This window comes from Plantibacter sp. CFBP 8798 (assembly GCF_014841195.1).
GTDB lineage: Bacteria > Actinomycetota > Actinomycetes > Actinomycetales > Microbacteriaceae > Plantibacter > Plantibacter auratus.
The window spans coordinates 553793-580533 of sequence record NZ_JACYTS010000002.1 but is presented as its reverse complement, the minus strand read 5'-3'; the positions used below and the strand labels follow the sequence as shown (position 1 = coordinate 580533).

The window sequence follows — 26741 nt, the reverse complement described above, 5'->3', positions numbered from 1 at the left end:
CACCGGACCGACATCCGGGCGAGGTGAGAGCGCGATGCGGTTCCCGCGCCTGCTCATCCCGGCGGCGGTCTCCTGGGTCGGTGCGGCCGTCTGCAGTGCGGCTCCAACGCTGGCCTGGGGTGGGGTACTGGTCGCGTTCCTCGTCGCCTCCGCCTGCCTCGGGTGCAGCACGGTCGTCCGGTGTCGCCATGCGGAGTATCGCCCGGGGGAGCGTCGGACAGCGTCTGTCGTCATCACGACACTCCTGCTCTGCGCGTGCGCCGCGGCACTGTTCGGCATGGTCGCGGCCTCGATCGCCGCACGCGCGCCCGACCGGCAGCCGGAGGCGCTGCAAGCGCTCGGAAACGCTCCAGTGGATGCCGAGGTCGCGGTGACCGGCGACGCCGTGCCCACCGGTTCGGTCACGACGGGGTCCGGCATCCGCTTCGCGGCCGACCTCATGACGGCCAGTGGAGACCAAAGGATCCTGGAGCGTCTCTCGGTCCCGGTCCTCGTCTTCGCGCCGGTGCCGGCGGATCGGGCGCCGAGGATCGGCGAGCGCTGGCGCGTCGACGGCTCGCTCCGATGGAACGCGCCGGGTGATGCGCGGGCAGCGCTGCTCTTCGCACGGGAGGAACCCGAGCTGCTGGGGGAGCCGCCGGCGATCCTCGACTGGTCGGCGTCGTTCCGTTCCGGCCTCGTCGGGCTCGCGTCCACCTTGCCCGGCCCGGGTGGGGAACTGCTGCCCGGCCTCGCGATCGGCGATGTGAGTCAGGTGAGTGACGCGGTCACGGAGTCGATGCAGCGCAGTTCACTCTCGCATCTGACGGCCGTGTCCGGAGCGAACTGTGCGGTCATCGTGTGGCTCGTCAGCACCGCGGTCGCGGCACTCGGCGGCGGGCGGAAGCTCAGGATCTCGTGTGCCCTGCTGTGCCTCGTCGCCTTCGTGGTCCTCGTGACGCCCCAACCGAGCGTGCAGCGGGCGGCTCTCATGGCTGCCTTCGTCCTGGTGATGGGCGGCTTCGGGCGGCCGATCAGGGGCCTCGCCGCGCTGTCGTTGGCGGTGGTCGTCCTCCTCGTCGCCGACCCTTGGCTGGCCGGGCAGTACGGGTTCGGGCTCTCGGTGCTCGCCACCAGTGGTCTGCTGCTCCTGAGCGGACCCCTCACGGACCTGCTGGGCAGGTGGCTGCCGCGAGGGATCGCGGCCCTCATCGCGATCCCGGCAGCCGCCCAGCTCGCCTGCCAGCCGATGCTCGTCCTCCTCGACCCCGCGATCCAGCTCGGCGGTGTCCCCGCGAACCTGCTCGCGGGCCCGGCCGCAGCGCCCGCGACCATGCTCGGGCTGCTCGCCTGCCTGCTGGTCCCGTTCGCACCACCACTCGCATGGCTCGTCGCGTGGCTCGGGTGGGTGCCGGCGACCTGGATCGCAGCGGTGGCCCGGTGGTTCGAGGGCGTCCCTGCTGCGCGGGTGCCGTGGCCGGAGGGGCCGCTGGGCGTCGTGCTCGTCACCGTGCCGACCGTCTTGATCGCCACGCTCCTGCTGTTCCGTCGGGACCTGCCCCCGAGGTGGTCGAGGACGATCGGGGTGGCGGTTGTCGTGGCGCTCGTGGCACTGTGCGGTCGGGCGGTCGGGGACGGACTCGGGCCGGCCCTGCACCGGCCGGGCGACTGGATCGTCGCCGCCTGCGACGTCGGTCAGGGAGACGCGGTCCTCCTGCGACAGGGCGGCGCCACCGCCCTGGTCGACGTCGGGCCTGACCCCGAACCGCTCCGCGCGTGCTTGGACGAACTCGGGGTGTCCCGCATCGAACTGCTCGTCCTCACCCATTACGACCTCGACCACGTCGGAGGCCTCGACGCGGTCGTCGGCAGGGTCGACGAGGTGCTGCTCGGGCCGGTCGACGACCCGGAGGACGAGCGCATCGCACGAGTGCTCCGAGCGGCCGGTGCGGAGGTGCGACAGGCCAGCGCCGGGGACCAGGGGGTGCTGGGGGTCCCGGAGAGCGCGGCGCCGTGGCGCGTCCTGTGGCCGGACCCCGCGGCAGGTGGCGTCGAACCGGGGAACGACGCGAGCGTGGTGGTCCGGTTCGACCTCCTCGCCGCATCGGTGCTGCTGCTCGGCGACCTCGGTGAGGAAGCGCAGGACGGGCTGCTCCGCCGGCACGCGCTCGGGGACGCGGTCGACATCGTCAAGGTGTCGCATCACGGTTCCGCCGATCAGAGTGACCGCCTGGCGCGCCGGGTCGGTGCGACCGTTGCGCTCGTCTCCGTCGGGGCCGACAACGGCTACGGGCATCCGACGCGCTCGGCGCTCGAGCTGTACGAGGCCACCGGGGCCGAGGTCCTCCGCACGGACGAGTCGGGCATCATCGTCCTCGGCCCGGGCGACGACGGCGGGTTCCGCGTGTGGTCGGAGCGCGGCGGGTGAGCCGCGGACCGCCCCGCCTAGCGTCGGCGGTCGCCGGTAGACTCGGACGGTCGAGAGGAGCCGCTGTGGCTGCACCACGTTCCGCCGGTCGCGGCAAGGCCAAGACGGCGGCCAAGGCCTCGGCGGCGATCCCGCAGCTCGGCTGGTCCGAGATCCGCCCGGCTCCGATCGTGTTGGTGTCCGGCACGGAGTCCTTCCTCGCCGATCGGGCGATCCGCCGGCTGCGCGACTTCCTCGTCTCCGAAGACCCCTCGCTCGAGGTCAACGACGTCGCAGCCGACAGCTACGCCCCGGGCGAGCTGCTCACGGTCGCGAGCCCGTCGCTCTTCGGTGAGCCCCGGCTCGTCCGCGTCAGCCAGGTCGAGAAGTGCTCCGATCAGTTCCTCACCGAAGCCATCCGGTATCTCGAAGCACCGCCGGAGGGCGCCTACCTCGTGCTGCGGCACAACGGAGGCGTGCGCGGCAAGAAGCTGCTCGACGCCATCCGCTCAGGCACCGGTGGCGGTGTCGAGATCGTCTGCACCGAACTCAAGCGGGACAGCGACAAGGCCGACTTCGCCGCGGCGGAGTTCAAGACGGCGGGTCGTCGCATCACGCCCCAGGCGCTCCGTGCACTCGTCGGCGCCTTCTCCGACGACCTCGCCGAGCTCGCAGCCGCGTGCAGTCAGCTCATGGCCGACGCGTCCGACGAGATCACCGAGCAGACGGTCAACAAGTACTACGGCGGTCGACTCGAGACGAGCGCGTTCGACGTCGCCGACGCCGCGATCGCCGGACGACACGGGGAAGCGCTGCTCGCCCTGCGGCAGGCGCTCGACTCGGGTGCCGACCCCGTGCCGATCGTCGCCGCGTTCGCCATGAAGATCCGCACGATGGCCAAGGTGTCGTCGGCACGCGGCGGGTCCGGGCAGATCGCTCAGCAGTTCGGCCTCGCACCGTGGCAGGTCGACCGCGCCCGTCGGGACCTGTCCGGTTGGACGGACGCCGGCATCGGCCGCGTGGTGCAGATGCTCGCAGAGACCGACGCCGGCGTGAAGGGCGCGAGCCGCGACCCGGTGTTCGCACTCGAGCGGCTCGTCGGCGTCATCGCGGCACGCGGGGTCGATCTGTCGGAGCGGTAGCCCGTCGAGCTGGCCGTGGCGGCGGGCGGGATGCCCTTCGACAAGCTCAGGGACCCGTTTGCGCTCAGGGACCCGTGTGCGCTCAGGGACCCGTGTGCGCTCAGGGAACGGAATGCCCCGGGAACGCGAAAGGCCCCGCACGTTCCGAGGAACGCCGGGGCCTTGCAGCTGGTGTCGCTTAGAGCGCGTTGACCTGCTTGGCGATGGCCGACTTGCGGTTCGCTGCCTGGTTCTCGTGGATGACGCCCTTGCTCACGGCCTTGTCGAGCTTCTTCGAGGCGAGCTTGAGTGCGGACTCAGCCTGAGCCTTGTCGCCGGCGACGACGGCCTCACGGGTTGCGCGGATGGCGGTCTTCAGCTGGCTCTTGACGGCCTTGTTGCGCTCGTTGGCCTTCTTGTTGGTGCCGATGCGCTTGATCTGCGACTTGATGTTTGCCACGTTGGGTCAACTTTCGGTTCGAGGAAATGATGTTCGGTGCCGTCGGACGGAAGAGGGCGTCTTCGAGCGAGTTCTCGTGTGGTCTCAACTCACACGCAAGCCAACAGGCAACATTACCAGTCGGGCTGAGTTCTGGCAATCCAGGGTACCGCAGCACGGGTGCTCCCCGCCGTGGGACAATGAGGGTTGCCCGATTCCACCCCTGACCCCGAGGAACGCGTGAGCCCCCAAGCAGTGAAGGCCCTCGAGCCGGCATCGACCGACCCGGCGTTCATCCGGAACTTCTGCATCATCGCCCACATCGACCACGGCAAGTCGACCCTGGCGGACCGCATGTTGCAGATCACCGGCGTCGTCTCGGACCGCGACATGAGGGCGCAGTACCTCGACCGCATGGACATCGAGCGCGAGCGCGGCATCACCATCAAGAGCCAGGCCGTGCGCATGCCGTGGTCGCTCAATGGCGAGACCTTCGCGCTCAACATGATCGACACCCCCGGGCACGTCGACTTCACCTACGAGGTCTCGCGGTCGCTCGCCGCCTGCGAGGGCGCGATCCTCCTCGTCGACGCGGCACAGGGTATCGAGGCGCAGACGCTCGCGAACCTCTACCTCGCCCTCGAGAACGACCTCGAGATCATCCCGGTGCTCAACAAGATCGACCTCCCGGCGGCAGACCCCGACAAGTACGCGAAGGAGCTCGCGAGCCTCATCGGCGGCAAGCCCGAAGACGTCCTGCGGGTGTCCGGCAAGACCGGTATGGGCGTCGAGGAACTCCTCGACCGCGTCGTGGGGCGCATCCCGAACCCCGTGGGCGACCCGGACGCACCCACGCGCGCCATGATCTTCGACTCCGTCTACGACACCTACCGTGGCGTCGTCACCTACGTCCGCATGATCGACGGCCAGCTGAGTCCGCGCGAGCGCATCCAGATGATGTCGACGCGCGCGGTGCACGACCTCCTCGAGATCGGCGTCAGCTCGCCGGAACCGACGCCCACGAAGGGCCTCGGCGTCGGTGAGGTGGGCTACCTCATCACGGGCGTGAAGGACGTCCGGCAGTCGAAGGTCGGCGACACCGTCACGACCGCGGTGAAGCCGGCGACCGACGCCCTCCCGGGCTACACCGACCCGAAGCCGATGGTCTTCTCCGGTCTGTACCCGATCGACGGCAGCGACTACCCGATCCTCCGCGACGCGCTCGACAAGCTGAAGCTCTCCGACGCCTCGCTCAACTACGAGCCGGAGACCTCCGTCGCCCTCGGATTCGGCTTCCGCGTCGGCTTCCTCGGCCTGCTCCACCTCGAGATCGTGACCGAGCGGTTGCAGCGCGAGTTCGACCTCGACCTCATCGCCACCGCGCCGTCGGTCACCTACGAGGTGAAGACGGAGGACAAGCAGGTCGTCACCGTCACGAACCCCAGCGAGTTCCCCTCCGGCAAGATCCTCGAGGTGTCGGAGCCGATGGTCAAGGTGGGCATCCTCGCCCCCAAGGACTACGTGGGCACCATCATGGAGCTCTGCCAGAGCCGTCGAGGTGCGCTGCTCGGCATGGAGTACCTCGGCGAGGACCGCGTCGAGCTGCGGTACACGATGCCGCTCGGTGAGATCGTCTTCGACTTCTTCGACCACCTGAAGAGCCGCACGCAGGGGTACGCGTCGCTCGACTACGAGCCCTCCGGTCAGCAGGCCGCCGATCTCGTGAAGGTCGACATCCTGCTGCAGGGCGACCAGGTCGACGCGTTCAGCGCCATCGTCCACCGCGAGAAGGCGTACGCCTACGGCGTGCTCATGACCGAGCGCCTGAAGAAGCTCATCCCGCGCCAGCAGTTCGAGGTGCCGATCCAGGCCGCCATCGGTGCGCGGATCATCGCCCGCGAGTCGGTCCGTGCCATGCGCAAGGACGTCCTGGCCAAGTGCTACGGCGGTGACATCACCCGCAAGCGCAAGCTCCTCGAGAAGCAGAAGGAGGGCAAGAAGCGGATGAAGATGGTCGGCAAGGTCGAGGTGCCTCAGGAAGCGTTCATCGCAGCGCTCTCCGGGGACGTGGAGACGAAGGACAAGAAGTGAACGCACGACGCAGTTCGTTCGAGGACGAGGCGGTCGACTACGCGGCCGTCGGTGCCACCCAGCGGACCGACCTCCTGCAGTACCCGCCGGAGGGTTACGTGCCGTCGGAGGACGAGTTCCGCCTCGGGAGCGGCGAGGAGCGGTTCGCCCTCGCGAGCAGCGCCCTCCTCACCTGGGGGCTGCATCGCTCGAGTGGCGTGGAGATCTCCGAGGTGCACCCCGGCACGGGCGTGCAGTACGGCGGCATCGCCTTCGCCGAGGACGGTACGCCGCTGGAACCCATCGAGACGCACGAGGAGCAACGCTTCGCCGAGGACGGCACGCCGTTCATCACGCCGGGCACGACGGTCGTCTTCGCCGGCACCGTCGGCGGGGAACCGCTCGTCGGGCCGCATCGCGTCATCTCCGTCACCGAGGAGCCGGGTCACGTGAGCCTGGCCATCGGCACGATGGAGGGCGATCCGGAGAGCGGCGAGCAGTCCTTCACGATCGAGCAGCGCGAGGACGACTCCGTCTGGATCGTCGTGCGCTCGTTCTTCCGCCCGACGAAGGGTGCAGCGAAGCTCGTCGGCTCCAAGCGCCGCCGCAAGACCATGAACGACGCCTACCTCCGCGCACTCCTGCCGTCGCGCGGCGTCTGAGCGACGGACCGTGCCGAGCGCCCTCCCACTCGCCGATCCGGCCCCGTCCGACGGACTCCTCCCGGAGACGGCGGCCGTCGGTGCCCACGAACGCAACTTCGGGGTCTACCTGCACGTCCCGTTCTGCCGGGTCCGATGCGGCTACTGCGACTTCAACACCTACACGGCGACCGAGCTCCGCGGCGCGAAGCAGTCTGACTACGCCGACGAGGCGGTCGCGGAACTCCGCTTCGGCAAGTCCGTCCTGGCGTCATCGACCGTCCCCGATCGTCCGGTCTCGACCGTGTTCTTCGGTGGCGGGACGCCGACCCTCCTCCCCGCTGACGACCTGGTCCGCATGCTCCGAGGCGTGACGGACAACTTCGACCTCGCTCCCGGCGCTGAAGTGACGACCGAGGCCAACCCCGACTCCGTCGACGCCACCTACCTCCGCACGCTCGCCGAAGCCGGATTCACCCGGGTGTCCTTCGGGATGCAGTCCGCCGTGCCGAGCGTGCTCGCCACCCTCGAGCGCACGCACGATCCGGCTCGGGTGCCGCTCGTCGTGCAGTGGGCTCGCGAGGCCGGCCTCGGCGTCAGCCTGGACCTCATCTACGGGACGCCGGGGGAGACCCTGGCCGACTGGCGCGTCTCACTCGAGACGGCGATCGCCTGCGCTCCGGACCACGTGTCGGCTTATTCGCTCATCGTCGAACCCGGAACGAAACTCGCGCGCCAGATCCGCTCGGGCGTGGTGGGGACCCCCGACGAAGACCTGCAGGCCGATATGTACGAGCTCGCCGACGATCTCCTCACCGAGGCCGGCTACGGCTGGTACGAGGTCAGCAACTGGGCGACGGACGACACGCACCGCTCCCGGCACAACCTCTCCTACTGGACCGGCGAGGACTGGTGGGGTGTCGGCCCGGGCTCGCACAGTCACGTCGGCGGGGTGCGCTGGTGGAACGTCAAGCACCCGGCGGCGTACGCCCAGCGGATCGCGGCGGGGGAGTCGCCGGCCGCCGGCCGGGAGACCCTGGACGACGAGACGCGGGAACTCGAACGCATCCTGCTGCTCACCCGCACGCGGGACGGCATCCCGATCCGGACGCTCGCCCCCGAGGCTCGCACGGCCGTCGCCGGGCTCATCGCCGAGGAACTGGTCGACGCACGGCAGGCCCTGCTCGGACGGCTGGAGCTCACGCGCCGCGGACGGCTCCTCGCCGACGCGGTCGTCCGCCGTCTGGTCGGCGACTGACCCTGCCCGAGGCGCAGAACAGCCCCGCCCGGCGGACCGGACGGGGCTGTTCTCGTGCGGCTCGACGGATCAGGCCTTGATGAACTGGATCGTGAGCGGGTAGCTGTACAGCTCGCCCTTGTTCGCCTTGATCGCGGCGATGATGCTGAACACGATCACCACGACGTAGACGGCGATGATGATGAACAGACCCACGACGACGATCGTCAGGATCGAGCCGACCACGAGCGCGATCAGCATCGTCAGCTGGAAGTTCAGCGCGGTGAGCGTGTGCGCCTTGATGAACGGGCCGCGGTCCTTGAGGACCAGGTAGCCGATCAGCGGCGGGATGAATCCGAAGAAGATCCCACCGATGTGGATGAGCGTCGACCAGAGCTTCTCGTCCGACGGGCTCATGGGCTGAGCGGCGGCGTACGGCTGCTGGTACTGCGGGGCGCCTGCGGGCGGCGGCGGGTAGGAGCCGGCAGCGGGCGGCGGCGGCGCGTAGCCACCGGCGGGCGGGGGCGGGTAGGCGCCTGCGGGCGGCTGCTGCGGAGCTGCGGGAGGGGGCGTCGCGCCGTCTCCTGCAGGCGGAACCGACCCGCCCTTCGCTGGGTCGACGGGCGGCTGAGCGTTCGGATCGGACATCTTCGCACCTTTCACGGAGAGTGATATTCAATTGGTCCAGCTGAGCGTATCGCACCAGGTGTTGCTCATCAGGGACCCACGCCTGCGGCCAACGGTATTCCCGCGGCACGGGGCCGCGCAAGGGACGGCCGCGCGGAGGCCACGATATGATTGGCAGTCAGGGTCTTCGAGTGCTGATGGTCGGCGCTCCGAGGTGGATGACGGGAGGAGATCGAGATGGTGTCGGATCGCGGTCTCGAAGTGCTCCGCGTCATCGTGCAGGACTACGTCGCCTCGCGCGAGCCCGTCGGTTCCAAGACGATCGTCGACCGCCACTCCTTCGGGGTCTCCGCAGCCACCATCCGCAACGACATGGCGCAGCTCGAGGACGAAGAGCTCATCGCAGCTCCCCACACCTCTTCCGGCCGGGTGCCCACCGACAAGGGTTACCGGATGTTCGTCGACCACCTGGCCGACCGCCGTCCGCTGAACAACGCCCAACGGACGGCGATCGAGACCTTCCTCGGCGCGTCCGGCGACCTCGACGAGGTCCTGCACCGCACGGTGCGGCTGCTCTCGCAGCTGACGAACCAGGTCGCGCTCGTCCAGTACCCGATGTTCTCCCGGGCACGCGTCCGGCATCTCGAGTTGGTGAGCGTCACCTCGAACCGAGTGCTCGCGGTCATCATCCTCGACAACGGCCGCGTCGAGCAGCGGCTCATCGAGACGGAGAGCCCGGTCGACGACGATCTCATCTCGCGGCTCCGCTCGCTGTGCAACGAGGCGGTCGCGGGCCGTCCACTCCTCGACGCCCACGACGCGATCGGCGACGTCCCAGCCGACATCGCCGACCTCGATCGCGCGGCGGCCGTCCGCATCGTCGACGCGGTGCGCGAGCAACTCTCGGCGCAGCGCCAGGACCGCCTCGTCATGGCCGGCGCCGCCAACCTCGCCCGCACCGAGGACGACTTCCCCGGCAGCATCTATCCGGTCCTGGACGCCATCGAGCAGCAGGTCGTGCTGCTCCGGCTCTTCGGCGAGATGGAGTCCGAGCGCGACGGCGTGGTCGCCAGCATCGGGCGGGAGAACGCGTCGTTCGGCCTCGAGACCACGAGTGTCCTCGCCGGGAACTACCGTTCCTCTGGTGGCGAAATCGCCCGGCTCGGCGTCCTCGGCCCCACGAGAATGGACTACGCGAGCAACATGGCTGCGGTCCGCGCCGTCGCCAGGTACCTCTCGCGCATCCTCGACGCCGAGTGACGCATCCTCGTCGCGTCCCCCAACACCTTCCGCACCTCGAACGAAAGGCCCTCAGTGGCTGACTACCCCGACCACTACGCAGCACTCGGTGTCGCCAAGGAGGCGACGCCCGAAGAGATCAAGAAGGCGTACCGCCGCCTCGCACGCGAACTGCACCCCGACGTGAACCCGGGTTCCGACGCCTCGGAACGGTTCAAGGAGGTCACGCACGCCTACGACGTGCTGAGCGACCCCAAGCAGCGCCAGCAGTACGACCTCGGTCCGCAGGCTGGTGGGTTCGGTGGCGGCGACGCCGGGTTCGGCGGCTTCGGCGACATCTTCGACACCTTCTTCGGCGGTGGCGGCCAGCAGCGCGGACCCAAGTCCCGTCGCGCACGCGGGGAGGACGCCCTGTTGCGCGTCGAGCTCGACCTCGACGAGGTCATCTTCGGCACCCACCGCGACCTCGAGGTCGACACCGCCGTGCTCTGCAGCACCTGCAACGGCTCCTGCTGCCAGCCCGGCACCTCACCGGTGACCTGCGACATCTGTCACGGCACCGGCTCCATCCAGCGGGCCGTCCGCTCGCTGCTCGGCAACGTCATGACGTCGGCGCCCTGCGGCACCTGCCGCGGCTACGGCACGATCATCGCGACCCCGTGCGTCACCTGCCAGGGTCAGGGTCGGCTCCGTGCCCGCCGCACCGTCTCGGTCGACATCCCGGCCGGCGTCGACACCGGTCTGCGTCTGCAGATGCCGGGGAGCGGCGAGGTCGGCCCGGCCGGCGGCCCGAACGGCGACCTCTACCTCGAGATGAAGGTCAAGCACCACGACGTCTTCAGCCGCGACGGCGACGACCTGTTGTGCACGCTCGAAGTCCCGATGACCGACGCCATCCTCGGCCGCCAGGTCACCGTCCACGCGCTCGACGGCGACGTCGAGGTCGAGCTGCGGCCGGGCGTGCAGAGCTCCGAGGTCATCACGGTCAAGGACCGCGGTGTCACCCGTCTCCGCGGGAACAGCCGGGGCGACCTCAAGATCGGCGTCCAGGTCGTCACGCCGACGAAACTCGACCACCGCGAACGCGAGCTGATCAAGAGCTTCGCCTCGGGACGACGCCAGGGTGCTCCGGCGCTCGCGCAGTTCCAGCAGGGCCTGTTCGCGAAGATCCGCGACCGCTTCCACGGCGTCGGTTGAGATGAGTTCGCTGTACCTCCGTGAGGATCTCGAATCGACCGGTGTCGGCGACTCGGTGACCCTCCGCGGGCCCGAGGCGAAGCACGCCGTCGCCGTGAGTCGGCTGCGGGTCGGCGAGACGACGTCGATCGGCAACGGCCGGGGCCTGATCGCGACCGGACCGGTCGTGCGCAGCGAGCCGGGGGAGTTGGAGATCCGCGTCGAATCGGTCGTGGTGCATCCGGAGAACCGTCCCGGGCTCGTCCTCGTGCAGGCGCTGGCCAAGGGTGATCGCGACGAACTCGCCATCCAGGCGGCGACCGAGCTGGGTGTCGACCGGATCGTCCCGTGGGGCGCCGAGCGCAGCATCTCGAGATGGCAGGGCGACAAAGCGGTCAAGGGCCGTGCGCGCTGGCAGCTCATCGTGCGGGAGGCGTCGAAGCAGTCGATCCGCGCACGGGTCCCCGAGGTGGCCGAGGTCGTCGACACCCGCGGACTCGCGTCGATCGTCGCCGGCCGGACCGTCCTCGTGCTCGAACCCAGCGCGGCACTCGCTCTCTCGGAGCTCGACCCGTCGGCCCTGCTCGCCGAGGAACTCGTGCTCGTCGTCGGTCCGGAGGGCGGCATCTCGCCGGCGGAGCGCGAACGGCTCGAAGCGGCCGGCGCCGTCGAGGTCCGGATCGGCTCGGGCGTCCTGCGCACCTCGACGGCAGGACCGGCGGCGATCGCCGCGCTCAACCTGCTGCTCGGTCGGTGGTGACGATCCACCAGCCCGCGCATGAGGCCGCCACGAACCTTAGACTGGTGGACATGAGTGAAGCACCGTCGGTATTCAGCCGCATCGTGTCGGGGGAGATCCCGACGACCCTCCTCGCCGAGACCGATCGGGTGATCGCGTTCGCCGACATCGCACCGCAGGCGCCCGTGCACCTCCTCGTCGTCCCGAAGACCGCCGAGTACCGCGACGTCGTGGAGTTGGCCGCTGGCGACCCCTCCTTGCTCGCTGAGATGGTCGAGGTGGCGTCGTCGCTTGCGAAGGAGCACACGGGTGGCGAGTTCCGACTCGTCTTCAACACCGGCGAGTCCGCCGGGCAGACGGTCTTCCACGTGCACGCGCATGTCCTCGGCGGTTCCCTGCAGGAGGGCACCCTTGGCGGAGCCTGAGTCCTCGAACCCCGACCGCTCCGTCGCTGCGCGGACGGAGGAGGTCGAGCACGTCCTCCTGGTGGACGGGCTCGCCATGGTCCGTCTCCTCGGCCCACAGGACCGCCTCCTGACGACCGTCGAGCGCGAACACCCCGGTGTCTCGGTGCACGTGCGCGGCAATGAGATCACCATCACCGGCCCGGCGCCGCAGGCCGACGCCGCCAGACGACTCGTAGAGGAACTCATCACCATGGTCCGAGAAGGACACGACCCGGGGCCGGCGGAGGTCAGCACCTCCGCCCGCATGCTCGGGCAGGACGGCTCGGCCTCCCCGTCGGAGGTGCTCGGGCAGGTCATCCTCACCTCGCGTGGGAAGACGATCAAGGCGAAGACCGTCGGGCAGCGGGCGTACGTCGACGCGATCGACGAGAACACGATCGTGTTCGGTATCGGCCCGGCCGGTACCGGCAAGACCTACCTCGCGATGGCGAAGGCCGTGCAGGCTCTGCAGCGCAAGGAGGTCAACCGGATCATCCTGACGCGCCCGGCCGTCGAGGCCGGCGAGCGACTCGGGTACCTCCCGGGCACGCTGACGGACAAGATCGATCCGTACCTGCGTCCGCTCTACGACGCGCTCAACGAGATGATGGACCCCGAGATCGTCCCGAAGCTGCTCGCGGCCGGCACGATCGAGGTCGCACCGCTCGCCTACATGCGTGGCCGCACCCTCAACGACTCGTTCATCGTCCTCGACGAGGCGCAGAACACCACGCCCGAGCAGATGAAGATGTTCCTCACCCGGCTCGGGTTCGGGTCCAAGATCGTCGTGACCGGCGACGTCACGCAGATCGACCTGCCGACCGGTGCGTCCGGTCTGCGACTCGTCACCCGCGTGCTCAAGGACGTCGACGACATCCACTTCGCCCACCTCACGAGCGAGGACGTCGTCCGCCACACCCTCGTCGGTCGGATCGTCGACGCCTACGGCGAGTACGACGCCGTCCGACAGGCGCAGCGGTTCGAGCGCGAGCAGGCCGCCGAGTTCGCCAACCGTGCCGAGCGTCGCGGCGCAGCCAGAGACCACCAGCCGAAGCGAGGACGCTCATGACCATCGAGATCAACAACGAGTCAGGCGTCGCCGTCGACGAATCGCGCATCCTCGCCCTGGCGTCGTTCGCGCTCGACGCGATGCACGTGAGCCCCGATGCCGAGCTCGCCATCGTCCTGGTCGACGAGGGCGCCATGGAGCAGTTGCACGTCCAGTGGATGGACGAGCCGGGACCGACCGACGTCCTGAGCTTCCCCATGGACGAGCTCCGTCCCGGCACCGAGGAGAACCCGACGCCGCCCGGGCTGCTCGGCGACATCGTGCTCTGCCCGCAGGTCGCCGAGACGCAGGCGGCCGCCGCGAAGCACTCGACGATGGATGAACTCCAGCTCCTCACCTGCCACGGTGTGCTCCACCTGCTCGGGTACGACCACGCGGAGCCCGACGAGGAGAAGGAGATGTTCGGCATCCAGCGGGACATCCTCCTCGCCTTCGCGCTCCAGGAGAGACGACGCACCAGCTGATGTCCCTCGTCGCCGTCTTCGTCATCGTCGCGTTCCTGCTCGTCGCGTTCGCGGGTCTGATGGCCGCAGCCGACGCCGCGATCGGCGTCCAGTCGGGCGCGGACATCCTCGACCTGGCAGAGGGCGCCCGCTCGGGATCCGCGCTCCGCGCCATCGCAGCCGACCCGGGTGCGCACGTCAACGCGATCAACTTCATCCGGATCCTGGCCGAGACCACGGCCGCCGTCCTCGTCACCCTCGCACTGGCCTCGTCGATCGACGAGTTGTGGCTCGTCCTCGTCCTCGCGGTCGTCATCATGACCGGCACCTCCTTCGTGCTCGTCGGTGCGAGCCCGCGAGGCGTCGGCCGGACCCACGCGAGCGGCGTGCTGCGCTTCAGTGCTCCCGCCATCCGTGCCGCACGCGTGGTCCTCGGCCCGGTCGCGAACGTCCTCGTCTCCCTGGGCAACCGGGTGACCCCGGGGCTGCCCCGTTCGGTCTCCTTCACCTCGGAGGAGCAACTGCTGAGCATGGTCGACGAGGCCGCCGCGCACTCGGTCCTCGAAGAGGACGACCGCGAGCTCATCCACTCGATCTTCGAGTTCAACGAGACGCTCGTCCGCGAGGTGATGATCCCGCGCACCGACCTCGTGAGTCTGCAGCGCGATCTCAGCGTCCGCGAGGCGCTCGAGGTGTTCCTGGAGACGGGGATCTCGCGGGCGCCCGTCAGCGACGGCGACATCGACGACCTGGTCGGCATCCTGTACCTGAAGGACCTGGTGCGAGCGATGTTCGGTGGCGACGGCGTCACCGAGGTGGGCTCGATCGAGCCGCTCCTGCGACCGGCGAGCTTCGTACCCGAGTCCAAGAAGGCCGATTCGCTCCTGCAGCAGATGCAGAAGGAGTCCAACCACATCGCGATGGTCGTCGACGAGTACGGCGGCATCTCCGGTCTCGTCACCCTCGAGGACCTCATCGAGGAACTCGTCGGCGACATCTCCGACGAGTACGACACAGACACCCCCGAGATCACCGACCTGCACGACGGACGGTTCCGGGTCGACGCCCGGCTGCCGGTCGACGAGCTGGGGGAGTTGTTCGGCCTCGAACTCGACGACGACGACGTCGACTCCGTCGGCGGCCTCCTCGCGAAAGCCCTCGGTCGGCTGCCCGTCGTCGGATCGACGGTGTCGACCAACGGCCTCGAACTCACCGCCGAGCGCGTCGAGGGGCGGCGGGGACGCATCCTCACCGTCATCGCCCAGCGCGACGACCAGCTGCAGGACGCCCAGCAGGCGTCCAACGACCACCGGGAGCACCCATGAACGACACCACCCCTCCGTCCGACTTCCGAGCGGGGTTCGTGTCCTTCGTCGGGCGTCCGAACGTCGGCAAGTCCACGCTGACGAACGCCCTCGTCGGTGAGAAGGTCGCGATCACGAGCTCGAAGCCGCAGACCACGCGTCGCGCGATCCGCGGAGTCGTGCATCGCGACCACGGCCAACTCATCGTCGTCGACACCCCCGGCATCCACCGGCCGCGCACCCTGCTCGGCCAGCGGCTGAACGATCTCGTGCAGTCAACCCTCTCCGACGTCGACGTCATCGGGTTCTGCATCCCCGCCAACGAGAAGCTCGGGCCCGGCGACCGCTTCATCAACGAGTCGCTCGACGGCTTTCCGCGCGCCAAGAAGGTGGCGATCGTCACGAAGACCGACACCGCCAGCCGGACGACGATCGCCGAGCAGCTGCTCGCGATCTCGGAGCTCCGGGACTGGGACGCCGTCATCCCGCTGTCCGCGGTGACCGACGACCAGCTCGACATCCTCGTCACCGAGGTGACGAAGCTCATGCCGCTCTCGGAACGCCTCTACCCGGCCGAGGCCACCACGGACGAGACGGTCGTCGACCGCGTGTCGGAGCTCATCCGTGAAGCCGCACTCGAGGGCGTGCAGGACGAGCTGCCCCACTCGCTCGCCGTGACCATCGACGACATGATCCCGCGCGAGGGGACCGACCTGCTCGACATCTACGCGAACGTGTTCGTGGAGCGCGACAGCCAGAAGGCGATCATCATCGGGAAGGGCGGCTCCAGGCTCCGCGACGTCGGGGCCCGGGCCCGCGCCGGGATCGAGCCACTCGTCGGATCGAGGGTCTTCCTCTCCATCCGCGTCAAGGTCGCGAAGGATTGGCAGCGCGACCCGAAACTGCTCGGTCGCCTGGGATTCTGACCCGGATCCGGTCGACCGTCGGCGCCGTGGGCCCGCGCGGATCCGGGCGGGTGGTCTCCGTTACCTGAACGTGACTTGCATGTCTGCTTTGGGCCCGCTGTGGAACCCGTCATCTGGCCGACAGGCTCGCGAGCGCGCGGACATACTGGTCCTCGGGGTCGCGAGAAGGAGTCCGAGTGTTCGACTGGTTGCTGGCCATCAGGCTGGATCGTCCGGAGCTCCTCGTCTGGGTCGGCGGTGCCGCCGTCCTCCTGGCGATCATCCTGTTGACCGGGCGCCGAACGGTTCGCGGCTGGCTGACGATGCTGCTCGTGGCGAGCGGTGGGGCGCTCCTCGCCTATGCCACGGCCTGGTTGCTCGGTGACGTGCTCGACGTCTTCGGGATCGAACTGACGCCGGTCACCCGTGCGTGGGCGGCGGTCGGGTTCGCCGGTGCCGCCCTCGCGATCGCGGCGATCGTGCGGACCCGGGCGTGGCGGGTCGTCGTGGCGAGCCTCGCCATTCCCGCCTTCCTGCTCATCGGGGCGATCGGCGTGAACCAGGACTTCGGTGAGTTCGCGACGGTGCGGGCGGCGTTGGGGATCAGTCCGTACCAGTCGTTCTCGGCCCTGCCTGCCGCCCGGGGGACGACCACGTCGTGGCAGCGACCCGCCGACCTGCCGAGCGGCGGGCGGGTCGAACACGTGGACATCCCGGCGACGACCTCCGGGTTCGCTCACCGGGACGCGCTCGTCTACCTGCCACCGGCCGCCCTGACCGCACACCCGCCGGCACTGCCGGTCATCGAAGCGTTCAGCGGTCAGCCGGGAGAGCCGGCCGACCTGTTCGCCTCGGCGGGCATCGCGGGGATCCTCGACCGCTTCGCCGCCTCGCATGCGGGTCTCGCTCCCATCGTGGTCGTGCCTGATCAGCTCGGCGCTCCGGACCACAACCCGATGTGCGTCGACGGGCCGCTCGGCAACTCGGCGACGTACCTCACGGTCGACGTCCCCGCGTGGATCTCGGCGCACCTCCCGGTTTCCGCATCGCGGACGGACTGGTTCATCGCCGGGTTCTCGCAGGGCGGGACCTGTTCCATCCAGCTCGGCGCCGCGCACCCCGAACGCTACGGCGGCATCCTCGACATCTCGGGGGAGGTCGTCCCGTCCATCGGACCGACGACGATCGCACAGGGCTTCGGCGGGTCGGCGACGGCGTACGAGGCGGCGGCCCCCTCCGCGATCCTCGCCGCACACACCCCGTACGCGGACACCGTCGGCGTCTTCGGCTACGGCAGCGACGACAGCCGCTACGGTCCCGGCGTCCGGCGTGTCGCCGCGATGGCTTCGGCAGCCGGCATGCGGACGACGACCTTCGTCTCCGATGGGACGGCGCACGACTGGCACACCGTCCACACGGTGTTCGAGCGTGCGCTCCCCGTGATCGCCGCACGATTCGGGCTCGCCTGATGCGCGCGGGGAGGGCGACGCCCTTCGGTCGACTCGTGACCGGCGTGCTCCGGTCGGTGCCGATGAGCATCGGGATCACGGCGCTGGTGCTCGTGGTCAGTGCGTTCGTCTGGCGCACACCGCCGGCGGCGACCCCCGGCTGGCGGACGGCGATCCGTGAGGTGGCCGGCGTGGGGTACGAGCAGGTCGTGGTCGACGGACACTGGTGGGCGCTCCTGACCGGTGCTCTGGGAACCGACGGGGTGCTCGGGCTCCTCGCATTCCTGCTGATCGGTGTCCCCGCACTGGTGCTCGCCGAGCGACGGTTCGGCGCAGCCAAGACGCTCCTGGCGGTACTGGTGACCGCGGTCGTCGGGAACGCGCTCGCCATCGGGCTCCAACTCCTCGGCACGCTCGGCGGCGAGTTCTGGAGCGGCGAGGTCGCCCGCATCGTGGCATTCGACCCGGTGGCAGGCGCGCTCGGCGCCCTCGCCGCGTCGAGTGCGTTCCACGGGCCGCTCTGGCGTCGACGGATCCGCGCGTTCGTCGTCGTCGGTGCCTTGATCGTGCTGCTGTACTCGGGCCTTCCGCAGGATCTCGCACGACTGTTCGCAGCGCTGGTCGGCGTCCTGCTCGGGATCGTGCTCGCCGGGGTCACCCCGTCGGTGCGACGCGTGCGGAGCTCGCACCACGAGACCCGGGTGCTCCTGGCATCAGTCGTCGCGATGATGGGCGTCGGGCCGCTCATCACCTTCCTGTCCGGTCGGCACCTCGGTCCGCTCGCGCCGCTCGTGCTCCTGCTCGAACAGAACATCCCGGACGCCGGACGGGTCATCGGGCAATGCCGCACGGTCGGCGTGTCAGCGCAGTGCCTGCGCGACCTCACGCTGGTGCGCGTCGACGGCTTCGGAGCGGTGCTCCTGTCGGTGGTCCCCATGATCGCCCTGCTCTTCGCAGCGTGGGGCCTGCTCCGCGGCAGACGCTTCGCGGTCTGGTTCGCCACGGCGATCATGGTGTCCTTCGCCGTCTTGAGTGCGCTGTCGCTCGGGGCTGGGGTGCGACTCCACCCGACGGGACACCCCTCGTCGTTGCTCGGGACGGGACACGGCGCGCAGCAGCGGTCCGTCGAGATCGCGATCGCGCTGTGGGCGGCGATCCTGCTCCCGCTCGTCGTGGCGGCGCTCCTGGTCGTGCTCCGTCGTGGGTTCCCCGTGCGGGCCACCCGGCGCAGTGCCTGGGGGTACCTCGCCCTGGTCGGCACGTCGTGGGTCGTGCTCGCCGCGCTCTTCGTGGTGGTCGCACTGCTGCAGCCCGGAGGATTCTCGCCGAGGCCCGACGTGTGGGAGGTCCTCCGTGCGGCGCCGGAGCGTTTCGTCCCCGCCGCGTACCTGCGGAACATCCTCCCGGGCTTCGTGCCGGTCGCCCCGCTCACCGGCGTGGTGTTCCACGCCGTCGGACCCGTCTGGTGGAGCATCATCCTGCTCGGCGCGGTCTGGCCGCTGAGCCGGGTCGCGAACGCCATCGCGCCGGCAGACGAGCGCCGCCTGCGCGAGCTCCTGGCCGAGGGCAGCGACTCCATCGGGCACATGGCCACCTGGCCGGGCAACCTCACCTGGTTCGACCCGGAGCGCAGCGCCGGCATCGCCTACCGGATCGTCGCCGGGGTCGCGGTCACGGCGGGCGGCTTCTTCGGGAGGGACCGGCACGAGCAGGGGGTCCTCGAGCGGTTCATCGAGCACTGCGAGGACTCCGGCCTGACGGTGGCGTTGTACAGCGTGGACGAGGAGACCGCAGGAGCGCTCCACCGGATCGGTTGGCGCACCGTCCAGGTCGCCGAGGAGACGGTCCTGCACCCGCAGGGCTGGAGCATGGTCGGCAAGCGCTGGCAGGACATCAGATCCTCCGTCAACCGGGCCGACCGTGCGGGGATCACCGCCGTCTGGTCCACCTACGGGGCGCTCGGCGTCGGGCTGGCGGCGCAGATCGCCGAGATCTCCGAGGAGTGGGTCGCCGAACGGAAGCTGCCCGAGATGGGGTTCACCCTCGGCGGGATCGACGAGCTCGTCGACGAGGAGGTCCGGCTCCTGCTCGCGGTCGACGAGCAAGGACGGCTGCACGGCGTCACGAGCTGGCTGCCGGTGCGGCGCGATGGTGAGCTGGTGGGTTGGACCCTCGACTTCATGCGACGTCGGACGGACGGTATGAACGGCGTCATGGAGTTCCTCATCGCCGAGGCCGCCGCGCGGTTCAAGGAGGACGGCATCGAGGAGATGAGCCTCTCAGGGGCTCCACTCGCGCGCTCGAAGAGCACCGAGCAGCCGGAGACGGACGGGATCGACCGGGTCCTGACCTACCTCGGGAACGTGCTCGAACCTGTCTACGGGTTCCGCTCGCTCCTCGCCTTCAAGGGGAAGTTCCAGCCGGAGGAGCGTCCGCTCGTCCTCGGCTACGCGGACCCGCTGACCCTGCCGGCGATCGGCATCGCGGTCGGGCGCGCGTACCTCCCGGACGTGTCCGTGCGGGACCTCGCCTCATTGGTCACCTGATCGGCCGCGCGGGGGAGTGCTATGCTGACGACGTGTTCTCCGGTCTGCTCCTCCTTAGCTGCCGCGACGAGTCCTAGTTCCAGGCCTCCCTCGTCGCGGAGTTCGTCATTGGCTCACCCCCAATCCCACGAGGAGATCCCAGGATCATGAAGAACACCCAGACCCCATCAGGCATGCCGGTCCACCGCTACCGCGCATACCAGGACCAGTTCGACGTCTCGCTGCCCGATCGCACGTGGCCTGACCGTCGGATCACCGAGGCCCCGCGCTGGTGCGCCGTCGACCTCCGCGACGGCAACCAGGCCCTCATCGACCCGATGAGCCCGGAGCGCAAGCGCATCATGTTCGACCTGCTCGTGAAGATGGGCTACAAGGAGATCGAGGTCGGGTTCCCGAGCGCGAGCCAGACCGACTTCGACTTCGTCCGCAGCCTCATCGACGAGGGTGCGATCCCCGAGGACGTCACCATCCAGGTGCTGACCCAGGCACGCGACCACCTCATCGAACGCACCTACGAGTCGCTGCGCGGGGCGAAGCAGGCGATCGTGCACCTGTACAACTCGACGAGCATCCTGCAGCGCGACGTCGTGTTCCGCAGCGACAAGCAGGGCATCATCGACCTCGCCCTCCACGGCGCCCGGAAGTGTCGCGAGATGGAGTCGACGGTCCCCGGGACGCAGATCTACTACGAGTACTCGCCGGAGAGCTACACCGGTACCGAGCTCGAGTTCGCCGTCGACATCTGCAACCAGGTGGTCGAGGTCCTCGAGGCGACGCCCGACCGCAAGGTCATCATCAACCTGCCGTCGACGGTCGAGATGGCCTCGCCGAACGTCTACGCGGACTCGATCGAGTGGATGAGCCGCAACCTGTCCAACCGCGAGAACATCATCATCTCGCTGCACCCGCACAACGACCGCGGGACCGCGATCGCGGCAGCCGAGCTCGGCTACCTGGCCGGTGCCGACCGGATCGAAGGGTGCCTCTTCGGGAACGGTGAGCGCACCGGCAACGTCGACCTCGTCGCGCTCGGAATCAACATGTTCACGCAGGGTGTCGACCCGCAGATCGACTTCAGCGACATCGACGAGGTCAAGCGGACGGCCGAGCACTGCAACCAGCTGCCGGTGCACGAGCGGAGCCCGTGGGCGGGCGACCTCGTCTTCACGGCCTTCAGCGGTTCGCACCAGGACGCGATCAAGAAGGGCTTCGAGGCGATGTCCGTCGACGCCGTCTCCCAGGGAAAGGACGTCGCCGACCTCGAATGGGCCGTGCCGTACCTGCCGGTCGATCCGCAGGACCTGGGGCGCAGCTACGAGGCGGTCATCCGCGTGAACTCGCAGTCGGGCAAGGGCGGCGTCGCATACCTGCTCAAGACCGACCACGCGATCGACCTGCCGCGTCGCCTGCAGATCGAGTTCTCCGGCGTCGTCCAGGCGAAGACCGACGCCGAGGGCGGCGAGGTGACGAGCGGTCAGATCTGGTCGATCTTCCAGGACGAGTACCTTCCGGCCGCGGTCGCGGACGCCAAGTGGGGTCGGTTCGAACTCCAGTCCACGAAGACGTCGAGCGATCTCGCCGGCACCGTGGTCCTCGAGGTCGCCCTTCGCGACGGCGAGCAGGTCGAGGAGCGCACCTCGACCGGCAACGGCCCGATCGCGGCCTTCCTCAACCTGCTCTCCGGGCGCGGCATCGAGGTCACGCTGTACGACTACGTCGAGCACACGCTGAGCGCCGGAGGCGACGCCGAGGCGGCCGCCTACGTCGAGCTCCAGGTGAACGACCAGCGCCTCTGGGGCGTCGGCATCGACGGCGACATCGCGACAGCCTCGCTCAAGGCAGTGGTCTCGGCGGTCAACCGGGCCGTGCGCACGCAGGTCGGGGCGCGGGAACTGGCCTCCATCTGACGATCCCGCTGCGCCGGGCCGGCCTTCGGGTCGACCCGGCGCAGCGCTGTCCTCCGGCGTACACCCGGAGGATGATCTTCCCGCGCGAGGACGGAGTGACCGGCCGCCAGGTCGTACGGTTGGAGGATGTTCCGCACGCTCCGGCCCGGCCAGCTGGCCCTCGACATCGCGCTGCCGTCGGTGCTGTTCATCCTCACCGCAGCTGCGTACATGACGCGTCCAGCCGGATACACCATCGTCCTGCTCGGCATGTGCGGTGCACTGGCGCTCCGCCGACTCGCTCCGGCGCTCGCGCTGTCCGTGGCCTGGGCCGCGGCGCTGCTGCAGCTCATCCTCCTGCTCGCGCCGGATCCCGCGAACTTCGCGATCCCGGTCGTGCTCTACGCTGCGGCGAGTTACGGCGGCCGGGTGGTGCGATGGGTCTCCTTCGCTTCCGCGTTCGTCGGTGCCGCGCTCATCGCGTTCTACGTGATCGTCGTCCCGAGTTGGACCACGGCCATCGGCGCGGAGATCAGTACCTTCGGCCTCGCGAACGACATGACACCGGTAGCGCAGGTGACGGTCGGGCTGTTCATGTTCCTCGCGTTCGCCGCCTTCTTCGGCCTCGCTTGGACCGCAGGTGTCCTGATGCGCACCTGGCGGCTCGCCCGTGAGAGCCGACAGGCGCAGCTCCTGGCCGAGCGCGACGTCGCCGTCGAGCAGGAGCGCAACCGGATCGCGCGCGACATGCACGACGTGGTCGCGCACTCCCTCGCCGTCGTCATCGCGCAGGCCGACGGTGCCCGATATGCGCTGGCCGCGGACCCGGACTCGGCCGACCAGGCGTTGCGGACGATCTCGAGCATCTCCCGCGAGGCCCTCGCCGATGTCCGGGTGTTGCTCGCGCAATTACGGTTCCAACAGACCGAGGGCCCGCAGCCGGTCATGGCCGACCTCGACCGGCTCTACGAGCAGCTGCGAGGAGCCGGGTTGGACGTGGTGGTCCAGCGCCACGGCCAGGAACGACCGGTCGCGACCGGTTCGCAGCTGGCCGTGTACCGGATCATCCAGGAGGCGCTCACGAACGCGCTCCGACACGGCGACCATCGTGGGCCGATCGACGTCCATCTCGACTGGACCGGACCCGAGCTGCAGCTCTGGGTCGTCAACCGGGCTAAGGTCGAACCGCCGAAGGCCGGCACGGGGCACGGACTCGCCGGGATGAACGAGCGCGCTACGCTGGCAGGCGGCAGGTTCGGGACGACCCTGGTGGACGGTCTCTTCACCGTCTACGCATCGATCCCGTACGCGACGGTGGGAGTGACGAGATGACCGATCCGAGCGACGCGACGGCAGCGGGGGCGATCACGATCGCGCTGGTCGACGACCAGGCGCTGTTCCGAGGCGGGATCCGCATGCTCATCGGTTCGCAGCCGGACCTCCGCGTCGTCGGCGAGGCCTCCGACGGGCGTCAAGCGGTCGAGCTGGCCGCACGGACACGTCCGCAGGTCATCCTCATGGACGTCCGGATGCCGGTCATGGACGGGATCGAGGCGACGAAGACGATCCTGGCGGAGGCGGACGCGCGCGGGGGCGAGCGGCCTCGGATCGTCGTGCTGACCACCTTCGACCTCGACGAGGCGGCCGCGACGGCCATCCGAGCCGGGGCCAGCGGGTTCCTGCTCAAGGACGCGGAGCCCGAGTTCCTGCTCGCAGCGATCCGCACGGTCCATGCAGGGAACGCGGTCATCGCCGCGTCGGCCACCCGCGAGCTGTTCGAGCACTTCCAGCAGGCTCCGGCAGCTCCGGCCGCACCGCAGCGCTATGCCGAGCTCACGGCGCGAGAGCGCGAGATCTTCCTCCTCGCGGCGCGCGGGCTGAGCAACTCCGAGATCGCTGCCGCCGAGTTCCTCAGCGAGGCGACCGTGAAGACGCACATCAGCCGGATCTTCGCCAAGCTCGAGGTGCGCGACCGGGTCCAGCTCGTCGTGTTCGCCTTCGAGCACGGCTTGGTCTGACCGCGGTCCAGCACGCACCCGCGGAGTGATCGAGGATCATCCCCAGGATGTACCCGGGTCGCTCGTGCGCCCGACGCGCACCCGGCACCGCACTCCGTAGCTTCGGAGCATGACCACTTCAGCACAGCCGTCCGTCGTCGCCAGCGTCCACGGACTCCGGAAGAGCTACGGACCCGCCGACAACCAGGTCGTCGCCCTCGACGGCGTCGACCTTGAGATCGAGCGGGGCCGGTTCACCGCCATCATGGGCCCGAGCGGCTCGGGCAAGTCGACGCTCATGCACATCATGGCCGGCCTCGACCAGGCCACCGCGGGGCGGGTGCGCCTCGGTGACCAGGACATCACGGACCTCGACGACGGGCAGCTCACGATCCTCCGTCGGCGTCGTGTCGGCTTCGTGTTCCAGGCCTTCAACCTGGTCCCGACGCTCGACGTCGCGGCCAACATCCGGCTGCCCTTCGAACTCGACGCCCGCCGTCCGACCGGTGAGGAGCAGAGCTGGATCGACGTGCTCGTGAGCACGCTCGGACTCGCCTCCCGACTCGGGCACCGCCCGCACGAACTCTCGGGCGGACAGCAGCAGCGCGTCGCGATCGCGCGTGCCCTCGCGACGCGACCCGAGCTCCTCTTCGCGGACGAACCGACCGGCAACCTCGACTCCCGCACCGGGCGGAGCGTCCTGGCCCTACTGGCGGCGGCCAGCACCGAGTACGGGCAGAGCATCGCGATGGTGACGCACGACCCGATCGCCGCGAGCTACGCGGACCGGATCGTGTTCCTCGCGGATGGGCGGGTGGTCGAGGACCGTCCCCGATCGACCGCCGAGCAGATCTCAGCGCTCATGCTCGGCATGGAGCGTGCGGCATGAGCCGGGCGGATCTCGGGCCCCGGGCCCGCGAGCATCGCGCGAGCCTCCTCGTCGCGACGCTCAGCGCCTCGTTCGGCGTCCTGTTGCTCATGGTCACAAGTGTGCTCTCCACCTTCATCCTGGCCGACGACGTCACGGGGTCCAGCGGCACCGTGGTCATCATGCTCATCCTCGCGGCCGCCGTGTTCGTCTCGTTGGCGGTGTACGTCGGTGCAATCGTCACGGCGAACACGTTCGCGACGATCGTCGCCGGGCGGACGAGGACGATCGCGCTGCTCCGCCTGATCGGTTCGACGGCGCGATCGCAGCGTCGCGCCGTCGCGAAGGAGGGTGTCGTCGTCGGCCTGCTCGGCGGGGGAGCAGGGTTGCTCGTCGGACTCCTCGCGACCTTCGCGCTCGTGCGGATCGGGGTCGCGACCGGTGTGCTGCCCGAGCTGCCGTACGCGATCGTCGAACCGGCCGTGCTCCTGCCGGTCGTCGCGGTCGTCCTGACCACGTGGCTCGCGTCCTGGATCGGCGCGCGTCGCGTCCTGACGGTCACTCCGATGCAGGCGATCGGAGGATCGCAGGAGTTGAGCCGGGAGGAGGCCACCGCGCGGCCCGCCCGGAACGCTGTTGCGATCGGTCTCTTCGCGGTCGGTGTCCTGCTCCTGCTCGCCGGTGTCGGCGTCGGGCTCGTGTCGCCGCTCGGCGTGCTCATCGGCATCGTCGGCGGGATCGTCTCCTTCTCCGGCCTCGTGCTCGGTGCGCACCTCGTGATGCCGCCGGCGCTGCGGCTGGTCGGCCGACTGTTCGGCACCTCCGCGACGGCTCGACTCGCCGCCGAGAACGCCGTCCGCTACCCGGAGCGCAGTTCTCGCACGACGATCGGACTGGTGATCGGCGTGACCCTCGTGACGATGTTCGCGGTCGCCGCGGCCAACTTCCAGGAGTTCGTGCTGAACGCACAGGCTGCGAATCCGGAGGTCTACGAGGGCACGCAGGCCGTGGTCGCGACGACCGTCGGCGTCTTCTCCGCCCTCATCGGGCTGAGCGCGCTCATCGCCGCGGTCGGGATGGTCAACAACCTCTCGCTCAGCGTCCTGCAACGCACCCGCGAACTCGGACTGCTCCGCGCACTCGGATTCTCGGCGGCGCAGATCCGTCGCATGATCGTGATCGAGGCGGCGCAGCTCACCATCGCGGCCGTCGTCGTCGGCCTCGTCCTCGGGACGTTCTACGGCTGGGCCGGTGCCCAGTCGATGCTCGGCGCGATCAACGGTTCGCCCGGGCTCATCTTCCCGGTCATCCCGTGGGCCATCGTCGCCGTGATCGTCGTGCTCGCCGCACTCCTCACGGCTGCGGCCTCGGTGGCACCGTCCCGTCGGGCGACCCGGATCGCGCCCGTCGCGGCACTCGCGGTCGACTGAGACGACTCAGCCGCGGGTCGAGCGGCGCCAGATCCGCCACCCGCCGATCTGGCGCTGCTCCGGCAACGTCCACCCGAACCGGACGGCCAGGAGGCGGATCACCGCGGTCGAGGAGACGCCGACGATGGCCGCGATCCCGAGCGGTGCCCCGAAGGTCACGGCGAGGACGAGGAGGGCGGTCCCGACCGCGGCCGCCACGGCGTAGAGCGAGCCGACGTGCATGAGGGCGACGGGGACACCGAGCATGACGTCGCGGAGCACCGATCCGCCGACGGCTGAGACGGTTCCGACGAAGATCGCCGGGATGACCGGCAGGCCGGCCGCCAGGGCCTTGGTGGAGCCGATCGCTCCGAACATGCCGATCGTCAGGGCGTCGAGACCGATGATGACCGGCCCGAGCCTCGTGATGGTGCGCAGGAGGAGCATCCCGAGCAGGGCGGCTCCCGAGGCGACGGGGAGGTACCAGTTGTTCTGGAGGGACGCCGGCACCTGTCCGAGGAGGATGTCGCGGATGAGACCGCCACCGAGTCCGACGACGACGCCGATGATGGCGACGCCGAGCCAGTCGAGTTGACGATCCTGGAATCTGGCCGCGAACATCGCGCCCTGGACGGCGCCGATCGCGACCGCCGAGAGGTCGACCCACAGCGGAACGACGAAGAGGACCTCGTTCACGGCTTCATCTCTCCAGGCGCTCCTTCGATCCCCGACGGCGGTTCCCGGG

Annotated in this window: 23 protein-coding genes; 20 read left to right on the top strand and 3 right to left on the bottom strand. The window is 69.6% G+C overall.

Annotated features, from left to right (window positions below; translation table 11 throughout):
* Positions 1-34 precede the first annotated feature (34 nt).
* Entirely contained in the window at positions 35-2407 is a 2373-nt protein-coding gene (locus tag IFU30_RS09730) for a ComEC/Rec2 family competence protein (protein WP_192005058.1), read from the top strand.
* Between the two features lie 65 nt (positions 2408-2472).
* On the top strand, positions 2473-3528 hold the full coding sequence (gene holA / locus IFU30_RS09725) for a DNA polymerase III subunit delta (RefSeq protein WP_192005057.1): 1056 nt from the start codon (positions 2473-2475) through the stop codon (positions 3526-3528).
* A 178-nt stretch (positions 3529-3706) separates the two neighbouring features.
* On the opposite strand, the gene rpsT is transcribed toward holA, so the two are convergent.
* Complete coding sequence (rpsT, locus tag IFU30_RS09720) at positions 3707-3967, bottom strand: 30S ribosomal protein S20 (RefSeq protein ID WP_064295571.1); 261 nt, start codon at positions 3965-3967, stop codon at positions 3707-3709.
* A 219-nt stretch (positions 3968-4186) separates the two neighbouring features.
* Here rpsT and lepA point away from each other — a divergent pair, with 219 nt between their 5' ends.
* From lepA to hemW, 3 genes are read left to right on the top strand one after another with little or no spacing between them, the layout of a single operon-like run.
* Positions 4187-6037: a translation elongation factor 4 gene (gene lepA / locus IFU30_RS09715; protein ID WP_079705746.1), complete on the top strand. Its 1851-nt coding sequence runs from the start codon at positions 4187-4189 to the stop codon at positions 6035-6037.
* Complete coding sequence (locus IFU30_RS20880) at positions 6034-6678, top strand: DUF1990 family protein (protein ID WP_192005056.1); 645 nt, start codon at positions 6034-6036, stop codon at positions 6676-6678. Before lepA ends, IFU30_RS20880 begins: the two co-directional genes overlap by 4 nt.
* A gap of 10 nt (positions 6679-6688) precedes the next feature.
* Positions 6689-7915: a radical SAM family heme chaperone HemW gene (gene hemW / locus IFU30_RS09705; RefSeq protein ID WP_079705747.1), complete on the top strand. Its 1227-nt coding sequence runs from the start codon at positions 6689-6691 to the stop codon at positions 7913-7915.
* Between the two features lie 69 nt (positions 7916-7984).
* On the opposite strand, the gene IFU30_RS20375 is transcribed toward hemW, so the two are convergent.
* A complete protein-coding gene (locus IFU30_RS20375) occupies positions 7985-8542 on the bottom strand; it encodes a DUF4870 domain-containing protein (RefSeq protein WP_234993956.1) in 558 nt (185 codons plus the stop codon).
* Positions 8543-8758: 216 nt separating this feature from the next.
* Here IFU30_RS20375 and hrcA point away from each other — a divergent pair, with 216 nt between their 5' ends.
* The 15 genes from hrcA to IFU30_RS09625 all read left to right on the top strand — a co-directional run bounded on the left by hrcA (position 8759) and on the right by IFU30_RS09625 (position 26017).
* On the top strand, positions 8759-9781 hold the full coding sequence (hrcA, locus tag IFU30_RS09695) for a heat-inducible transcriptional repressor HrcA (protein WP_192005055.1): 1023 nt from the start codon (positions 8759-8761) through the stop codon (positions 9779-9781).
* Positions 9782-9835: 54 nt separating this feature from the next.
* A complete protein-coding gene (gene dnaJ / locus IFU30_RS09690; protein ID WP_064293629.1) occupies positions 9836-10957 on the top strand; it encodes a molecular chaperone DnaJ in 1122 nt (373 codons plus the stop codon).
* 1 nt (position 10958) lies between these two features.
* Positions 10959-11696, top strand: coding sequence for a 16S rRNA (uracil(1498)-N(3))-methyltransferase (locus IFU30_RS09685; RefSeq protein WP_192005054.1), 738 nt, complete (start codon positions 10959-10961; stop codon positions 11694-11696).
* A 50-nt stretch (positions 11697-11746) separates the two neighbouring features.
* Complete coding sequence (locus tag IFU30_RS09680) at positions 11747-12100, top strand: HIT domain-containing protein (RefSeq protein ID WP_064293856.1); 354 nt, start codon at positions 11747-11749, stop codon at positions 12098-12100.
* 76 nt (positions 12101-12176) lie between these two features.
* Positions 12177-13190, top strand: a complete 1014-nt coding sequence (locus IFU30_RS09675; RefSeq protein WP_228498304.1) for a PhoH family protein — start codon at positions 12177-12179, stop codon at positions 13188-13190.
* On the top strand, positions 13187-13654 hold the full coding sequence (gene ybeY / locus IFU30_RS09670; RefSeq protein WP_079705750.1) for an rRNA maturation RNase YbeY: 468 nt from the start codon (positions 13187-13189) through the stop codon (positions 13652-13654). Before IFU30_RS09675 ends, ybeY begins: the two co-directional genes overlap by 4 nt.
* Positions 13654-14958 (top strand): hemolysin family protein, encoded by a 1305-nt coding sequence (locus IFU30_RS09665; protein WP_079705751.1) that lies wholly within the window; start codon positions 13654-13656, stop codon positions 14956-14958. Before ybeY ends, IFU30_RS09665 begins: the two co-directional genes overlap by 1 nt.
* Complete coding sequence (gene era, locus IFU30_RS09660) at positions 14955-15863, top strand: GTPase Era (RefSeq protein WP_079705752.1); 909 nt, start codon at positions 14955-14957, stop codon at positions 15861-15863. The genes IFU30_RS09665 and era overlap by 4 nt, the downstream gene beginning before the upstream one ends.
* A gap of 176 nt (positions 15864-16039) precedes the next feature.
* Positions 16040-17311: an alpha/beta hydrolase gene (locus IFU30_RS09655; RefSeq protein ID WP_124769213.1), complete on the top strand. Its 1272-nt coding sequence runs from the start codon at positions 16040-16042 to the stop codon at positions 17309-17311.
* A 35-nt stretch (positions 17312-17346) separates the two neighbouring features.
* Entirely contained in the window at positions 17347-19836 is a 2490-nt protein-coding gene (locus IFU30_RS20875; protein WP_192005053.1) for a bifunctional lysylphosphatidylglycerol flippase/synthetase MprF, read from the top strand.
* Between the two features lie 146 nt (positions 19837-19982).
* Positions 19983-21743, top strand: coding sequence for a 2-isopropylmalate synthase (gene leuA / locus IFU30_RS09645; RefSeq protein ID WP_192005052.1), 1761 nt, complete (start codon positions 19983-19985; stop codon positions 21741-21743).
* 126 nt (positions 21744-21869) lie between these two features.
* On the top strand, positions 21870-23054 hold the full coding sequence (locus IFU30_RS09640) for a sensor histidine kinase (RefSeq protein ID WP_192005051.1): 1185 nt from the start codon (positions 21870-21872) through the stop codon (positions 23052-23054).
* On the top strand, positions 23051-23740 hold the full coding sequence (locus tag IFU30_RS09635) for a response regulator (RefSeq protein WP_079705757.1): 690 nt from the start codon (positions 23051-23053) through the stop codon (positions 23738-23740). The genes IFU30_RS09640 and IFU30_RS09635 overlap by 4 nt, the downstream gene beginning before the upstream one ends.
* A 109-nt stretch (positions 23741-23849) precedes the next feature.
* Positions 23850-24608, top strand: a complete 759-nt coding sequence (locus tag IFU30_RS09630) for an ABC transporter ATP-binding protein (RefSeq protein WP_079705758.1) — start codon at positions 23850-23852, stop codon at positions 24606-24608.
* Positions 24605-26017 carry an ABC transporter permease gene (locus IFU30_RS09625; RefSeq protein WP_192005050.1) on the top strand — a complete coding sequence of 471 codons (1413 nt, stop codon included), beginning with the start codon at positions 24605-24607 and terminating at the stop codon, positions 26015-26017. The genes IFU30_RS09630 and IFU30_RS09625 overlap by 4 nt, the downstream gene beginning before the upstream one ends.
* Positions 26018-26023: 6 nt before the next feature.
* Here IFU30_RS09625 and IFU30_RS09620 read toward each other — a convergent pair whose 3' ends face one another.
* Positions 26024-26692 (bottom strand): TRIC cation channel family protein, encoded by a 669-nt coding sequence (locus tag IFU30_RS09620; protein WP_192005049.1) that lies wholly within the window; start codon positions 26690-26692, stop codon positions 26024-26026.
* Positions 26693-26741 lie beyond the last annotated feature (49 nt).